Origin of the sequence: Corynebacterium sp. LaCa54 (genome assembly GCF_046717495.1) — a bacterium.
GTDB lineage: Bacteria > Actinomycetota > Actinomycetes > Mycobacteriales > Mycobacteriaceae > Corynebacterium > Corynebacterium kefirresidentii.
On sequence record NZ_CP177115.1, the window covers coordinates 644,501 to 660,544 of the forward strand.

The 16,044-nt window shown below is 57.9% G+C and carries 14 protein-coding genes and 1 tRNA gene; 11 read left to right on the forward strand and 4 right to left on the reverse strand.

Features of this window, described 5'->3' with window-relative positions; genetic code table 11:
- Positions 1–85: 85 nt before the first annotated feature.
- Genes ACLI1M_RS03265 through ACLI1M_RS03275 form a run of 3 tightly spaced genes read left to right on the forward strand, consistent with a single transcriptional unit; the run spans position 86 to position 3,962 of the window.
- The gene (locus ACLI1M_RS03265) at positions 86–1,180 is read left to right on the forward strand and encodes a potassium channel family protein (RefSeq protein WP_200288044.1); all 1,095 of its coding nucleotides are present in this window, start codon (positions 86–88) and stop codon (positions 1,178–1,180) included.
- Complete coding sequence (locus ACLI1M_RS03270) at positions 1,181–1,912, forward strand: NAD(+) diphosphatase (RefSeq protein ID WP_200288042.1); 732 nt, start codon at positions 1,181–1,183, stop codon at positions 1,910–1,912.
- Positions 1,905–3,962, forward strand: a complete 2,058-nt coding sequence (locus ACLI1M_RS03275; RefSeq protein WP_248099685.1) for an ATP-dependent DNA helicase UvrD2 — start codon at positions 1,905–1,907, stop codon at positions 3,960–3,962. Before ACLI1M_RS03270 ends, ACLI1M_RS03275 begins: the two co-directional genes overlap by 8 nt.
- On the opposite strand, the gene ACLI1M_RS03280 is transcribed toward ACLI1M_RS03275, so the two are convergent.
- Positions 3,940–4,851, reverse strand: coding sequence for a hypothetical protein (locus ACLI1M_RS03280; RefSeq protein ID WP_234288121.1), 912 nt, complete (start codon positions 4,849–4,851; stop codon positions 3,940–3,942). The two genes, ACLI1M_RS03275 and ACLI1M_RS03280, sit on opposite strands and share 23 nt — an antisense overlap.
- A gap of 36 nt (positions 4,852–4,887) precedes the next feature.
- On the opposite strand from ACLI1M_RS03280, the gene ACLI1M_RS03285 reads away from it, so the two are divergent.
- Positions 4,888–5,409 (forward strand): M48 family metallopeptidase, encoded by a 522-nt coding sequence (locus ACLI1M_RS03285; RefSeq protein WP_023020804.1) that lies wholly within the window; start codon positions 4,888–4,890, stop codon positions 5,407–5,409.
- On the opposite strand, the gene ACLI1M_RS03290 is transcribed toward ACLI1M_RS03285, so the two are convergent.
- A complete protein-coding gene (locus tag ACLI1M_RS03290; protein ID WP_023020805.1) occupies positions 5,406–6,818 on the reverse strand; it encodes a zinc-dependent metalloprotease in 1,413 nt (470 codons plus the stop codon). The two genes, ACLI1M_RS03285 and ACLI1M_RS03290, sit on opposite strands and share 4 nt — an antisense overlap.
- 93 nt (positions 6,819–6,911) lie before the next feature.
- On the opposite strand from ACLI1M_RS03290, the gene ACLI1M_RS03295 reads away from it, so the two are divergent.
- Positions 6,912–7,976, forward strand: coding sequence for a PDZ domain-containing protein (locus ACLI1M_RS03295; RefSeq protein ID WP_023020806.1), 1,065 nt, complete (start codon positions 6,912–6,914; stop codon positions 7,974–7,976).
- A 5-nt stretch (positions 7,977–7,981) separates the two neighbouring features.
- Here ACLI1M_RS03295 and ACLI1M_RS03300 read toward each other — a convergent pair whose 3' ends face one another.
- Both ACLI1M_RS03300 and ACLI1M_RS03305 read right to left on the reverse strand, forming a co-directional pair.
- A complete protein-coding gene (locus ACLI1M_RS03300; protein WP_239208533.1) occupies positions 7,982–8,644 on the reverse strand; it encodes a beta-N-acetylglucosaminidase in 663 nt (220 codons plus the stop codon).
- 46 nt (positions 8,645–8,690) lie between these two features.
- Complete coding sequence (locus ACLI1M_RS03305; protein ID WP_023020808.1) at positions 8,691–9,227, reverse strand: PPA1309 family protein; 537 nt, start codon at positions 9,225–9,227, stop codon at positions 8,691–8,693.
- Between the two features lie 90 nt (positions 9,228–9,317).
- Between ACLI1M_RS03305 and ACLI1M_RS03310 the strand changes: the two genes are divergently transcribed.
- The 6 genes from ACLI1M_RS03310 (at position 9,318) to ACLI1M_RS03335 (ending at position 16,029) form a co-directional block, all read left to right on the forward strand.
- A complete protein-coding gene (locus ACLI1M_RS03310; protein WP_248099681.1) occupies positions 9,318–12,308 on the forward strand; it encodes a UPF0182 family protein in 2,991 nt (996 codons plus the stop codon).
- Between the two features lie 154 nt (positions 12,309–12,462).
- A tRNA-Met gene (locus ACLI1M_RS03315) sits at positions 12,463–12,539 on the forward strand.
- A gap of 362 nt (positions 12,540–12,901) precedes the next feature.
- On the forward strand, positions 12,902–13,282 hold the full coding sequence (locus ACLI1M_RS03320; protein WP_248099679.1) for a hypothetical protein: 381 nt from the start codon (positions 12,902–12,904) through the stop codon (positions 13,280–13,282).
- Complete coding sequence (locus ACLI1M_RS03325; RefSeq protein WP_023020812.1) at positions 13,275–14,036, forward strand: hypothetical protein; 762 nt, start codon at positions 13,275–13,277, stop codon at positions 14,034–14,036. Before ACLI1M_RS03320 ends, ACLI1M_RS03325 begins: the two co-directional genes overlap by 8 nt.
- Before the next feature lie 529 nt (positions 14,037–14,565).
- A complete protein-coding gene (locus tag ACLI1M_RS03330) occupies positions 14,566–14,952 on the forward strand; it encodes a hypothetical protein (protein ID WP_374048530.1) in 387 nt (128 codons plus the stop codon).
- Between the two features lie 201 nt (positions 14,953–15,153).
- Positions 15,154–16,029 (forward strand): ABC transporter substrate-binding protein, encoded by an 876-nt coding sequence (locus ACLI1M_RS03335; RefSeq protein WP_248099677.1) that lies wholly within the window; start codon positions 15,154–15,156, stop codon positions 16,027–16,029.
- The last annotated feature ends 15 nt before the right edge of the window (positions 16,030–16,044 follow it).

Sequence of the window (16,044 nt, forward strand, 5' to 3'; positions counted from 1 at the left end):
AGCGGTTGCGTAAGCACGCAATCTCTTGAGCAATCATTCGAGACCAGAAAAGGCGGGGCTAGTGGGCAAAAATCGTGCGCGAGCTATGAAGTCGCACTTTAAGAGTCGCTTCTTGCCGCAGGTTGAGCTGTCCTCGCAGCCGGACCACGCGCTCATTGACGTCATTACGGTGCCGAGGGATGAAAATTCCAGCCCGTGGCGTCAGTTGGGCAAGCGTGTGCTGTGGGCTTTAGGCATTGTTGTCTTCGTGACAGTCGTGGTCTATTTGGACGGCGGTGGATATAGCGAGGACATGTCGCTTTTGGATTCCGCCTACTATGCTGCGGTGTCGCTAACTACAGTGGGCTACGGCGATATCGTTCCTGTGTCCCCGCAGGCCAGGTTCATTAACTTAACGCTTATTACACCTGCCCGCCTGATCTTCCTTGTTTTATTGGTTGGCGCGACCTTGTCCGTGCTAACGGATAAGGCCCGACGTACTTTCCAAATCCAGAACTGGAGAAAGCAATTGCGTAACCACACCGTCGTTATCGGTTATGGCACCAAGGGCGCCGGAGCGGTGGCCGCGCTGCTGGCCGATGATGTTCCGTCCTCCCAGATCGTGGTCATCGATACCAACCGTGCGTCCCTCGCTCACGCCGAGCACCACGGATTGGTCACCATCTTTGGTTCCGGCACCAAGCAGGACGTGCTAAAGATCGCTGGGGTAGAGCACGCCAGCTCCGTCGTCGTTACCCCATCCACGGACGATACTGCGGTGCTGTGCTGCCTCTCCGTGCGAGAGCTTGCGCCCAAGGCCAAGATCGTGGCGTCGGTGCGCGAGTCCGAAAACCGTCACCTGTTGCTCCAATCCGGTGCGGATTCCGTGGTCACCTCCGCTGAGACGGCCGGTCGACTGCTAGGCCTGGCCACCGTCACCCCGACGGTGGTGGAGATGATGGAAGACCTGCTTTCACCTAATGAGGGCTTCTCCGTAGCCGAGCGCGCCGTGCGCGAATTCGAGGTTGGTTCTAACCCACGCCACCTGGCAGATATCGTGCTTGCTGTCCTGCGCAATAATGAGCTGCACCGAGTGGATACCGCGGACGCCTCCGCGTTGAAGCCGGGAGACCGATTGCTGTATATCAAGCATGAGATGGAACAGCCCATTGAGGTCATGGACGATGATGACGAGGACTAAATGTTCCTCCCAGTAACTCCTAGTGGCCTCGTTCCGGTTACGGGGGTGGGGGAGCCGGTGCTGGTGAAAGAGGTTCCCGGGGGCGTCGGCAAGCAGGTCGTGGTGGACCTAGGCACCTTGCAGGCATGCTTGGTCTCGGAGGATAGCGCCGGGAAGTTAGGCCGTTTGGAAAGTGCAACCTTTTTTGCAGACCAGCCGGTTATCCTGCAAGCCATTGCGCTGATCCGCAATCGGCGCGAGCAGCGCTTTGATCCGCGCACCGGTAACAAGCTGGACTACCCAGCACCGGGAATCGTGGGGCGCGATCCTTTGGACGAGCGCCGGATGGTCTTCCCGCGCCTAGATCCTGCCGTTATCGGGCTTATTCGCCTCAGCGGCGCCGACCGAATTTTGTTGGCGCGCAATCGCCGCCGCAATAGCTTTTTCTCCCTGATCGCCGGTTACGTTGAGCCGGGCGAGACCGCAGAGGCTGCTTTTGCACGCGAGACCCTGGAAGAAACCGGGCGCAGGGTGGACGATATTCGCTATTGGGGCTCGCAGGCGTGGCCACCGAGTGGCTCCCTTATGCTGGGCTTTTGTGCACGCACGGCTGATGTCCACCCCACCTGCCATACTGATGGGGAACTGGAAGAGATCCGGTGGGTGGAGCGCTCCGAGCTGCCTGAGCTTTCGCTTCCTCGTCCGGGTTCAATTGCACACACGATGATTATGGAGTGGTATCACGGTGACTAAGCCGGATTTGTCCCTGCTGGATGAAGATCAGCTGCGCGCGGCCACGGCACCGCGCGGGCCCGTGTGCATCTTGGCCGGCGCGGGTACGGGCAAGACCCGCACTATTACCTATCGCATTGCCAACTTGGTGGACCAGGGTTTTGTGAGCCCGCAGCGCGTGCTTGCGGTGACCTTCACGGCGCGAGCGGCCGGAGAAATGCGCGACCGCCTGCGCACCATGGGCGTGGCCGGCGTACAAGCGCAGACCTTCCACGCGGCGGCGCGCCGCCAGCTGAAGTATTTCTGGCCCCAGGTAGCAGGGGACCTTCCTTGGCAGCTGCTGGATAATAAATTCCCGCTGGTCGCCCGCGCGGTGCGTTCGGTGGGGTTGGATAATTCCAAGGATATGATCCGTGACGTCCTAGCAGAGATCGAGTGGGCTAAGTCCGCGCTGGTGAGCTCCGAGGATTATGAGTCTGTGATCGCCACTACGGACCGCAGCGCTCCGGCTGATCCCGCCAAGGTGGCAGAGGCCTTTCGCCGCTACGAACAGTCCAAGGCCACGCCGGATATGATGCACCTGGATTTCGATGACCTGCTCATGCACATCGCAGGTGCCATTGAAAATGTGCCGGCGATTGCAGAAACCTTCCGGGAGCAGTATCGCACCTTCGTCGTGGACGAGTATCAGGACGTAACCCCGCTGCAGCAGCGGGTGCTCAATGCCTGGTTGGGTGAGCGCGACGATCTCACCGTGGTGGGTGATGCAAATCAGACCATCTATTCCTTCAACGGTGCCTCTCCGGACTATCTGCTTAATTTCTCGCGCACGTACCCGGATGGGACCGTGGTCAAGCTGCAGCGTGACTACCGCTCGACGCCGCAGGTAACGGACTTGGCCAATCGGGTCATTGGCAAGGCCACAGGGCGTGCGGCTGGCACACGCTTGGAGCTGCAGGGCATGCGCGAGCCTGGTCCGGAGCCCACCTTTAAGGCCTATGAGTCTGAAGAGACTGAGGCCCAGGAGGTTGCCGGCCAGGTTCTCACACTGCTGGATCAGGGCGTGCCGGCCTCTGAGATTGCCATCCTCTACCGCATTAACGCTCAGTCAGAGCAGTTTGAGCAGGCGCTTGCTGACGCCGGAGTGGTCTACCAAGTCCGTGGCGGCGAGGGCTTCTTCCGTCGCCCGGAGATCCTAGAGGCCATTCGCGTTCTCATCGCCGCGACCCGTCGTGAGGACTTGCCGGATGATCCGGTGGCAATTGCTCGCGCAGCCTTTGTCGAGTTGGGGCTAAGCGCCACCGAGCCGCAGGGCGCGCAGGCCCGCGAGCGCTGGCAATCCCTCAACGCATTGGTAGGGCTCATCGAGAAGATTGTGGAATCGGCTCCTGGCATAGATCTCAACGGGGTGTTGGGAGAACTGCGCCGGCGCTCCACCGATAAACAGGCCCCAGCCATGGAAGGCGTCACGCTAGCTACTGTGCACGCCGCTAAGGGTCTCGAATGGGATGCGGTGTTCCTCGTGGGGCTGACAGAAAAGCTCATGCCTATCAACCACGCTATCAAGGCGGGCGATGAGCAGATTGAGGAAGAACGTCGTTTGTTCTATGTCGGCATTACCCGCGCCCGCGAGCACCTCGCACTGTCGTGGGCGTTGGCGAAGACCACTGGTTCACGAGCCTCGCGCGAGCGTACCCGCTTCCTCGATGGAATCGTGCCGGCGGCCGAAGACGCCTATGGCAAGGGGACTCGCTCGCGACGCCCGAAACGCTGCCGCGTATGTTCAGGTCTGCTGGGAACACCGGCCGAAAAGGTTATCGGCCGCCACGAAGACTGCGAGGGAGGCGGAGATGAAGAGGCCTTTTCTGCCTTGCGCTCGTGGCGTTCCCAGGTTGCGCGCGAGGAAAAGGTGCCGGCCTATGTTATTTTTTCCGATGCCACCCTGCAGGCCATGTCGGAGGAGCTTCCTGCCGATGAGGCAGAAATGCTGTCCATCTCTGGTGTAGGCCCCAGCAAGCTGGAGCGCTATGGCGCCCAAGTACTCGAGGTCATTCGTTCGGTGCGCAGCTAGCCAGGTTGGTTTTCCCGCCAAAACATACTGGGCAGCGCGGATGCGCAATGATGGTGCGCTGCTGGTGGTGACCGTAGACATCGACCTCCCACTGCTGCCCAGGGCGCGGCTTCGCGGTCGGCGCTCCCGGCGGCAGCGGCCGCCCCATAAGCCGCCGAATGATCACCTGCGTATGCGCCGCGACCGCATCGAGCACTACGGCTTCTGGCGTGCGGCGCACGCGGGGTAATTGGGTGCTGATGATATTCCAGCGCGGGTCCGTATCCACGCGGGACAGGTGCGCACACAGTGGGCACGGGCCTCGGCCCTGCACGCGTACCGGCCCAATGATGCCACGATTGTCCAATAAAGACACCGGAAGCCACGTGGTCTCCGTTCCCGCCAGCGCATTGGCGCAATCCAGCGGGCAGTGCAGCTGGTCTACGGCCAGGACCGGATACATGCCGTCGAGGTCGTGGATATAGGAAAAGATATTGTCGTCCTCTAACGGGATGCGAACTTGGAATCCATCTGCCTCCAGGCGTGCGCGTAAGCCTTGCGCCAGTGCGGATTCTCCCATTAAGACAAGAGTGTCCGATTTCTCTACGGCATCTTTATAAGGCCAAAGGATGCCATAGTCCAGTGCGTCCTCGATAAGGCTAAGCGCTGCGGCCTCATCTAGACCTGCGGCGCATAGTCTCCCAGACAAATCTTCTGGCCTCACTGGCTCGTGAGCGGTATTGAAGGCCGCCGCGACGGAAAGCGCGCTGCCCGTTTCTGCCACTCCAACGCGGGTGGCATCCATGCCAAATTGAACCACCGTTTCCTCGCGGCAAAACACTGCGCTGCCCGGCGCCAAAACTACCTGGGTGACACAAGCCCCCACGCCTATACCCCTTTCCCGATGCATGTGGATTCCATTGCACCACAGGTACAATCACCTGTCATGTCGAGCACGCAGCCCCCCGCACCACAAACCCCAGAGGTCAAAGTCATTCGTTCCGCCAAGCGGAAGAAAACCGTGCAGGCTCGCATGGTCTCCGGGGTACTCGAGGTACGCATCCCCGCCTGGATGTCCGCTCGCGATGAACGCGAGGCAGTGGCGGATATGTTGGCGCGGGTAGAAAAGAAACAGGGCAGTAGCCGCCGCTCGGACGCGCAATTAGAAGAGCGTGCTCGGCGGCTTAACGCGGCTTTCTTAGACAGCCGCGCTACCATCGGCTCTATTCGTTGGGTAAGCAATCAAAATACGCGGTGGGGTAGCTGTACTACCTCCACCGCGAATATTCGGCTGAGCGACCGGCTACAACACGTGCCGGACTATGTGCTGGATTCGGTAATCATTCACGAGCTCACCCACACCTTCATCCCGCGCCACGGGCGGGATTTTTGGCAGTGGGCGGACAGGGCGCCCCACGCTGAGCGGGCGAAGGGCTATCTTGAGGCCTACCAGCGCTGGGGCTGCTAGTTTTCGTCGTCCTCGTTGCCCTTTTCTTTCTGCTCGTCTTGACCATCGGCTTCCCCGGTCTCATCGCCCTGAGTAGCAGAGGAATCCTCACCGTTTTTGAGCATTTCCTCCAGCTTGGCAAACTCTTCCTCAAAGCCCTCATCAGGGCCGTCATCCAATAGGGAGTCGATAAAGGCGGCAGGGTTATCTAGGTGCTCTGCAGTTGGCAGGAAGTCCGGGTGGTCCCACGCCTTATCGCGCTTTTCCGCACCCACGGCAACGGTAGCGCGGCGCCACAACTCAGCGGCCTCAGAAACCTTGGGGGCGTTGAGCTCGATACCAACGACCTTGCTGAAGGCGTTTTCGGCAGAACCACCAGTGCTACGGCGGTGCGCCCATGCCTGGGTTAGCTTCGAGGTGGATGGGATGCGCTCGCCCAGTGCCTCTGTGACGACGTGCTCGGCCCAGCCTTCCACCAATGCTAGTAGGGTTTCTAGGCGAGAGGCTGCCGCAGTGTTCTTGGACGTGATGCGTGGGGAAAGGTCCATGCCTTGCAGCTTGCTCATCGCATCCTGGATTGCCTGGGGATCGCCGGACTCTAGGTTGAGCTCGCGGGTGACTTCCTCCAAGTGGGAGGTGTCAATGACCAGACCGATGGCATATTCCTCCACAGAGGAGACGATGCGCTCTACCAACCACGGCACGTGCTTGAACAGGCGCTGCCGCGCGGCCTCGCGCGCTGCAATATAGACCAGCACCTCTTGGCCAGGAATATTGAGCTCCCGGGCGACCTTCTGAATGGTCTGTGGCAATAGTGCCACGGTATTGGCCGGGGCGATGGGAAGACCGAAATCAGAGCCGGTCAACGCCTGCGCAGCCAAATCACCCAAGGCGTGACCGAGCTGCATGCCAAAGTTCATGCCAGACATCTGACTCATCATCTTGGTCATCGGGCCCATCATCTCGCGGGCTTCTTCCGGCATCGATTCCATCTGGGCATCATTCATATGCTCCGCCACCGGAGTGACCATGCGCTGCCAGGCCGGCATGGTTTCTTCCAACCACTGCTTGGAATCCCACGCCTTGGCCGTGCCGGAGGCGGTGGGCAGGTAGGTGGCGTCATCGAGCCACAGCTCCGCTAGGCGGACGGATTCCTCCACTGCCTTGGTATCGTCCGCGCTCACACCCTTTGACTGGGAGATTTGCTGCAGGGCGATGCGCTTGGCCATGTCGTAGTTAACAGGGCCGGAATTTTCCGGCGAGTTCATAGAAGAGCCCATGCCGGACAGCATCTGACCGAACTGGTTCAGCATGTCACCGAGGCCGCCACCATTAGCGCCGCCGAATGCGCCGAACGGGTTCTGGTCACGACGTCCGTCATTATCGTCGTCATCATTATTGGGGAAAGAAAAACCGAATCCGTTGCTCATGCGTCCTAATCTACCGACACCATCCGGCTAGTTTCCATGATCCCTGCTACGCTGACAGCGAACACGACGGCAAAGGTTGTAGGGTAGTGATTCGTGAATTCTCCTGCTAGCCGTCGCGTCCGCACCATCGCCTGGGGTGCTATCCCCGTCGTCTTAACCGGTGCGTTGGTATCGCTTGACCATATTCCCGGCACCGATGTGTCTTTGACCGTCCCCTATGCTGCCGAAGGCCCAGGCCCCACGGTAGACACATTGGGGGAGGTAGACGGCACCCAGGTCGTTGACGTTCAAGCCCCGAAAACCTATGACACGGATGGTCACCTCAACATGACTACGGTCTCCGTGCGTACCAATATGACCTTGGCCCAGGCGCTGGGACGCTGGATGATGACCGATGACACCATCGTGCCCATCGATACCGTCATCCCACAGAACATGAGCGATAAAGAAGTAGAAGAGTCCAATAAGCAGGCCTTTACTCAGTCCGAGTCCGCAGCGACTCTGGCAGCCATGGACTACCTGCATTTGCCGGTAAAGATCTCCATCGCAGAGGTGCTGGATAAGGGTGCTGCGCAGGGCAAACTGAAAAAAGATGATGTCATTACCGCCGTGGCGGGCAAGGAAGTCTCGGAGCCGGGTGAGGTTCAAGACATCATCAAGGAAAAGAGCCCCGGCGATAAGGTCACGATGACCGTGGAGCGTGGCGGCAAAAAGCACGAAGAAGAAATAGAGCTAGGGGAAAACCCCCACCAGAAGGGGCAGGCGATGCTGGGCATCGCCATGCTCTCGGTCCCTAAAGACGATATAGAGGTCACATACAACCTGCAGGATATCGGTGGTCCATCCGCTGGCATGATGTTTACCCTGGCGGTCATCGATAAGCTCAGCGAAGAAGACCTCACGGGCGGCAAATTTGTGGCCGGTACCGGCACCATTCAAGAAGATGGCAAGGTGGGCCCCATCGGCGGCATCCAACATAAAATCGCCGCCGCCCACGCAGCCGGCGCGGAACTCTTCCTGGCGCCACAAGATAATTGCTCCGAAGCCGCGGCGAGCGACCACGGGGACATGCCCATCGCGGAAGTGTCCAACCTGGATGAAGCGGTATCCACGATGAAAGACTTCGCGGACGGCAAGGAAATTAAAACCTGCCAATAAGCGGCCTACTTAGCTAGGCCCAGTTCCTTGATCTTCTCTTCCGGATCTTCCTGGTCTGAGGAGATCATCTGCTGCATGACCATGCCTTCTTTATTGTCCACCACGGTAATAACCGCCGTGGTGCCCAGCGTGGACCAGCCCACAACGCGGTCGCCGCTATCCTCAATGACCTGCGAGCTGCGCAGCTCAGTAAGCACCTGCGTGGTCTGCTTTGCCTTGGAGTGTGAGCGGAAGAACTGGAACTGGCCTACCTTCGGCCCAGAGCAGTTATACGAGTCATCCCCGCCCGTGGAATCGCAGCGATCGAAGTGCGCGAAAAGCTCTTGCGGTGCCACGGGCGCGAAGATGTCATAGGCCTTGGACACAGACTTTTCCATTTTTTCGCTCCCAGGCTCTGTGCTTTCCGACGCCGCCTCCGAGCTCGCCGCCGCACTCGACTCGACGCTGGATTCAGCGGCGGACTTGGAGCTGGATGCGGTGCTGGTTTCCTCAGTGGCATCCGCCGCAGTGGGAGCGGACTCGGCGCTGGCAGTGGTGGTATCTACGGGGACGTCGGCAGGCGCGGCATCATCCGAGGAACAGCCGGCAGCGCTCACGCCTACCCCCAGCAGGAGTGCTGCTGCGGTAGCGCGGGTAGCGGTCAGGCGAGTGAGAGTAAAGCGTCGCACGGTAGGAAACTGCTCCTTAGTCGCAAGCGAGAATTGTCTTTCCAGTCTAATCTAGTTCATCCGGGTCCTGGCTCAGCCCATAGCGCAGGGCCGCGATAATCCCGGGTGCTACCTGGGGGCCGCCGCGCAGCTGGATGTCATCCTCCGCGAATGGCCCGGCTGCTTCCAACTCCTCTTCGGTGGGGCGCAGCTGCAGCAATGTGGTTTCAATCCCTTCCTCACGCAGCGCACCGGAAAACAGGCGCGCCGGGCGAGGGGAGGGGTCCTCGCTGGAGGTATCGCGGAACCTAATCTCTTGGGCCAGGATGACGCCGGCCACCTCCCGCGGCCAAGCCAAGCGGGAGACATAGTCGGCCAACTGCTCAGAACCGGGCTCAATGTTTTCAGGCACATTATCCTGCACGATAAGGGTAAGCGGCGCCGCATCTTCCTCATCGAGGGCGGCAAGCTGGTCTGCTACCAAGTGGGTAGGAACGAGCGCGAAGATAGTGGGGCGGGCGTCCCAGCCCTCTGCATGGACGAATTCCACGGCTTCGGTCATCGCGCGGTTTAAAGCTGGCTGTGATAATTCGGGGGAACTCATAAACATCCTTATTCGTTATCTGTGTATTGCTTCCTTAAGCTGGAAGAAGTCTACAGGTTTTAAATTCGCACTATTTGATTGGAGCTGGCGTTGTCCTTAGGGTCATCCACACCAGCCGCCCCGTTGAAGCGGCCCCCGCGGGTCGCGACAATCATTGCGGCCATCATTGCCCTCCTTTTGTTCATCGGCCCCATGTTTGTGGGCCTGTACACGGATTGGAGGTGGTTTGGTGCGATTGAATACCGGAACGTCTTCACCACCGCGATTATTGCGCGGATAGTACTCTTTATCATCTTCGGCCTCATCGCCGCTGCCGTGGTGTGGGCCGCGGGCTACTTTGCCTGGCGCGGGCGTCCGGATTCGCTCGACCTTGGGGACTTGAACTCGCCGGTGTATCAGTACCGCAAGTCCATTGAAAAGTCCATGGGCGTCTTCTTCAAGGTCATCCCCGCCATCGTGGGCATCATTGCCGGTTTCATCGGCCAGGCTAATTGGCGCACGGTCCTGCTATTTTTAAACGGCCAGGAATTCGGCCAACAGGACGCCCAGTTCCACCACGACCTAGGCTTCTATGCCTTCACGTTGCCGGTATTGAAGATGGTGGTCAGCACCCTATCTATCCTGTTGATTTTGGCGTTCCTCATCGCGCTTTTCGGTCACTATGTGCTGGGTGGCATCCGCATTGGCAATAAGGCCGCAGGAGTTCGCGGCTCCATTTCCCACTCGGCTCGCCTGCAGCTGGCGATTACTGCCGGCCTGTGGATGGTTGTTCAGGTCATCGGCTACTGGTTGGAGCGCTACGAGCTCCTATATGCCCAGCACGATCTCTTTACCGGTGGTTCCTATACCGATATTCATGCCTACCTGCCGGCGAAAATCATCTTGATGATCATCGGCGTCTTTGTAGCGGTGGCATTGTTTATGGCCATCGTCATTAAGGACCTGCGCATCCCGGGTCTGGCCGTGGTGTTGATGCTGCTGTCCTCGCTGGTTATCGGCCAGGCATGGCCGCTGCTGATGGAACGTTTTTCCGTGCAGCCAAACCGTCAGGCAAAGGAAGAAGAATCCATTGCCCGCAATATTGAGGCCACGCGCTATGCCTATGGGCTTACCGATGACCATGTCACCTATGAAGACAACTGGGGTGGGGACGAGGTCTCTGATGACAAGGTGGCTTCTGATAACGCCACCATCAATAACCTCCGCCTGCTGGATCCGGAGATTCTTTCTCCTACCTTCACCCAGATGCAGCAGCTGAAGAATTTCTACGGCTTCCCAGAGACGCTATCGATGGACCGCTATGAGATCGATGGTAAGAAGCGTGACTTCGTCGTTGCTGCGCGCGAGCTGGATCCAAATGAGTTGCGGGAGAATCAGTCCGACTGGATTAACCGTCATACCGTCTACACCCACGGCAATGGCTTTGTGGCAGCGCAGGCCAATAAGGTCGATGAGGTAGCCCGCGATGCGGGCTCTGCCCGCGGAGGCTTCCCCATCTTTACCGTTTCTGATCTGCAGACCCAGGCCGGTGAGTCGGAGGGCGAAGGCGAAACCCAGGACGCCGAGAAGTCTCTGGGCATCAAGGTAGACCAGCCGCGCATCTACTATGGCCCGGTTATTGCTGGCGCTGCCGATGGCATGGACTATGCGATTACCGGCAAGACTGGCGATAACCCGGTGGAATATGACACCGATAGCTCCACCTATACCTATGACGGCAAGGGTGGCGTCGGCATTGGCAATATCTTCGACCGCACTATGTACGCCGCCAAGTACCGCGAGCTGAACTTCTTGCTTTCTGACCGCGTCGGCAGCGAGTCAAAGCTCCTCTACGACCGCGACCCGCGCGAGCGCGTGGAAAAGGTTGCTCCGTGGCTGACCACCGATTCTGCTACCTACCCGGCCGTGGTGGATGGCCGCCTGAAGTGGATCGTCGATGGCTATACTACTTTGGAGTCCTTGCCTTATTCCCAGCGCGCTTCGCTTTCCGACGCCACCCAGGACACCCTCAATCCTGATGGCACGACCCAACGCCTTGTCAATGACAAAGTGGGCTATATCCGTAACTCGGTAAAGGCCACCGTCGATGCCTATGACGGCAGCGTGGATCTCTACGAGTTCGATAAGAATGACCCAGTGCTCAAGGCTTGGGAGGGAGTCTTCCCGGACGTCGTCAAGCCAGAGGCAGAAATCTCTGACGAGCTACGCCAGCACTTCCGCTATCCGGAAGATATGTTCAAGGTGCAGCGTGACCTGCTGGCGCGCTACCACGTGGATGACCCGAATGTATTCTTCAACAACGATGCCTTCTGGTCCGTGCCGAATGACCCCACTGCGGAGGAATCTCGCCAGCTCAACCAGCCGCCTTACTACGTGATGGCCGCAGATCCAGAGACCGGCAAGCCCAGCTTCCAGCTGACGACCTCTTATCGCGGCTTGAACCGCGAGTTCCTGTCCGCACACATGGCTGTCTCCTCCGATCCGGAAACTTATGGCGATATCACCGTGCGGGTGCTGCCGACCAATACGCAGACTCAGGGCCCGAAGCAGGCGCAGGATGCGATGATGTCTTCTGACCAGGTCGCCCGAGACCGCACCCTGTGGGAAGGCACTAACGACTTGCACAACGGTAACCTGCTGGCCCTGCCAGTAGGTGATGGCGAAATCCTGTACCTTGAGCCGATTTACTCGCAGCGCAAGGACCAGGCCTCTGCCTTCCCGAAGCTGCTGCGCGTACTCGTGTCCTATAAGGGCCGCGTAGGCTACGCCCCCACTATCGGTGATGCCCTTGAACAAGTTGGAATCGATGCCAAGGCTGCTCAGAATATTGAGGAAGTCGACGGCGATTCTGGCGAAAAGACCGACACCAAGGACGACAAGAATAAGAAGGATGCCAAGGAAGATAAGCAGTCGGCCCCAGCCTCCGCTCCTTCCTCTTCCGACCAGGCAGGCGCCATCGATGACATCAACAAGGCTTTGAAGGGCCTAGAGGATGCTCGCGATGGTTCCTTCGAGGAATACGGCCGCGCCCTGGATGAACTCGATAAGGCAGTTGAGTCTTATCAGAAGACGGAAAAGTAGTTCTTTCACTCTTTAAAAGCAGCGATTAAGGCACCTGCCCAGCGGATTTGGGTAGGTGCCTTTCCCTATGTATAGTTACATGAGTCGCCAGGACAGAGCGAATACACTTAGTGTTAACGTACTGTTCAAGCGCAGATGATGGAAGTCATCTCGACGCGGGGTGGAGCAGCTCGGTAGCTCGCTGGGCTCATAACCCAGAGGTCGTAGGTTCGAATCCTGCCCCCGCTACCAACTTCCGGGCCCCTACCAGTGGAAACGCTGGTAGGGGTCTCTTTCGTTTTATGCTGAAATCGCCATTTGGTGCACTAGTCTCAAAATCCTGCACCGCGCAATCCCGCAACCGGATCTGCGCTTCACAAAGAGATCACTGCAGCACAACGACGCGGATATGATGATTTTGCCAAGAATTTCGGTCCTGACGTCGATACCTATACTCGGAACGAAGTGAGAGCCATCGAGGTAGAGGCGCACACCTCGGTCGGATTCAGCCAATCTGAAGCGGAAGCACTAACCGATTATGGTATCGAGAAGCTCAAGCAACAAGGCTTGTCTCAACCTACAAATATCCCGTGGAACCCTGGAGTGTTATAAGAGTGTTAACGCAGCTCACCAACGAACAGCTGACGCAATTTCAATCGGACCTCGAAGACATCGTCACGCCAACCATGGAACAGCTTCACACGCGAATCCAGGAAACAGGGCCCCTGTCATCTGATGACGCAATCAGATTCGTTGCAGATATCACTGCGCTGACAATATTCGAGCTGGCCGAGCGACTTGACGGAAACGCTGACAAACCCGGCGCCCTCAGCTACAGGTTCGCTGCAGCAGAAGGGGAAGAAGTGCGCCTGCCTGCCGAAGTGCTCAGCGCCATCACCGGATGGCTTTCCGCTCCACAGGATCGAAACCCCCTCGCCGGGAAGATCAGCCACCCGTACCCCTTCGACTTTTACGGAGCGAAAGACTATGCATAGCGATTCCGCACTGCTGCTCATCGGACGACTGTATGCGAAAGTTTACGACCAATCCATGGACTCGGATGCCGCTGAGCACCTCCACCACCTGCTGAGCAATATTCATGACACCACCGCCATCGATGAGGCCATCTACGCCTACCAAGGCGAAATACTCGGCATCCTGCTGGATTCAGTGAATCAGTCCGACTCGCTCGAGTTGTACACGGCGAGTACGTCGCAGCGCGAGTCTCTTAACTTGGCCATCACCGCCCTCGAAGATACACCTCAGTCTATGGTGGCACTCGACGCAATTGCGCAGTTGGCGCAGGTTGAACCACCAGCTCCCGGCCAAGCCAAAATCGACATCCCCACGGAAAATCTCTCGAGCGACGCCCGAAAACTTTCAGCGCTCGGCCTCCACCAGGGCATCGCCATTTCGGTCCCGCATTTGGGCATTCCGATCTTGGAAGGCGACGAAACCACTGACATCTCCACCTCGTCTACCGTATTGGGCGAGCAACGTTACGCCTCTGCCAAAGCCGTACCCAAGTGGCTGACTCACTTGTCGGAGGCTCCGTCCGCTAGCTTCGTTACGTACCAGAATTCGCACGGCGAGACCCTCCAGGTCAAGTTTAATGCCAAGGGAAACTACTTCCCGCTTCTTCTCACGAACCATAACGGAGACCGCCGCCTCGACAAACTACCGTCCGCGAGACAAGCCGAAAACCACATCGTGGCCTGGCTAGACAATTCACAATCACCGATCATCTAGCTGCCACTCAAAAGCGGTTTGGGTCTGTTTACTTTGGAGATAGAAAACTGGGGCCTGACCTCCCCGACGTGTCTAATTTCCGGGGTCAGGCCCATGAATGTCATGCGCAGGCTAAAAACGGTGGCCTGATTAAGATAAACTGATTGGTAAGGAATTTGTTGTGAAAGAAAGAACGATCATTCCGGGAATACTTTTTGGAATTGTCTTGGGCGTCGCAACCCTTTATGGCGGAGTGCTCCTGTCCACATGGCTTCCAATACCTTTCGTCTTCTATGGGCTACCTCTACCTTCATTGGTGGTGTTGGGTGTATTAGCCATATCTGTCTACATGTTGAAAAAGGATCGGCTTAGCGACCGATCATGGCGTGCTTTTGCCTTCACATTCGCCGCGGCTTTCGTCGTATCAGCGTTCTTATGGGTGAGCACCATTTCTGGCTATGGAAACTTCGCATAGCCTATAGATATGGAACCGTTGTAAGGCCAATGACAGTTAGCCGCTCTAGATTGATGAACTGCTCCCCATTCGCCGATGAGGGCCATTTTCGTTTTCTTCGGCGGCCAGCGGCAATGGGCACGGCTTGCACTGGCTCTGGCTCAGGGCGCGCCGGTGCCGCTGCTCGACGAGCCTACGACCTTCCTTGATCCCGCCCACGCGATTAGTGTTTTGGAGCTCGTTCGCAAGCAAGCCCGCGCTGGTAAGACAGTCGTTGTTGTGCTGCACGACCACATGTTGGCTGGTCAGTACTCCGACACCAGGGCGGTTATGAACAACGGCGAGGTCATAGCCCGGGGGACTCCCAAGGAAGCACTGCGGAAGGATATTTTAGCCGCAGCCTACGGTATCGATGTAGAAATCTGGGACGATCCTTTCAGCGACGCCCCCGTCATCGTTTCCCGCGCTGTGCTCAAGGGCTAGAGCAATCGAAAGATGAACACCAAAGACCGCAGTTTGGAGTTCGTTCGCAGAGGCTGTAGATGATCGTGGCTAGAGCGGATTTCGGTTTCCGCTCCTCACCGCTATCCCTCATGGAACTCATCCTGTGGCTGCATGGTCTGTCATGGAGAGGGAAGCAATCAGGCTCTAGACAGTAAACCCTTATAAAGCTAAGGTAAGCCTATGCAAAAGAGAGACTTCACTAAAACGCGTGCGGTTATCGCACTCGTGGCCACCTTAGCCCTAGGCGTGGGCCTTGCCGCGTGTTCTTCTGATTCTTCTTCTCAGGAAGCGGGCGGGGATAGGAAGATCGAGCGAGTTGTGGCGCTCGATTGGCGCTATGAGGAAATTCTTAAGGCCCTCGATGTGGACCCAGTGGGAATCGTGGAAATCGGCAAGTCGGAGGCACCAACTACTTTGAAGGGCCAGTTAGGTCAGGCGACCTCCGTGGGCCAAGCCAAGCAGCCGAACTTGGAGGTTATCCAGTCTTTGGAACCAGATCTGATTTTGGCTAGCCCTACCCGTCAAGCTGATATCATGTCGCAGCTGGAAGAGATTGCGCAGACGGAATCCTACCCAGATGAAACTTACTCGGACGTGCTGGATTCGATGGATGAGATCGCGGCCAAACTCGGCAAAGAGGAAAAGGCTAAAGAAGTCCGTCAGCGCATCGAGGACAAGATTGCTCAGACCAAGGACGCGGTAAAGCCGGGGAGTCGTGCTGTCGTGGCTGGCTGGTCCAGCGAGATGCTCTATACCTGGGTCAACCCTTCTTTCCCCCAGTCGCTACTGAGTAAAGTGGGCTATGACTACGCCTTCGAAGGTGAGAAGTCTTCCATCGAATCTAAGACTGATGTAGCGGAACTGACCGGCGATAAGCTCCCTGGAATGAAGGCTGACCGAGTCTTTATGTACAAGGACGTCGAAGCGTTTAAAAAGACGCCCTATGCCAAGGGCAGCGGTGACATCGTAGAGGTAGACCAAGATATCTGGTCGCGCGCCCGCGGGCCATTATCTGCCGAGCATATGCTCGATGACATTATCGCCGCTGAAAAGTAGTGGCACCTCGAACTA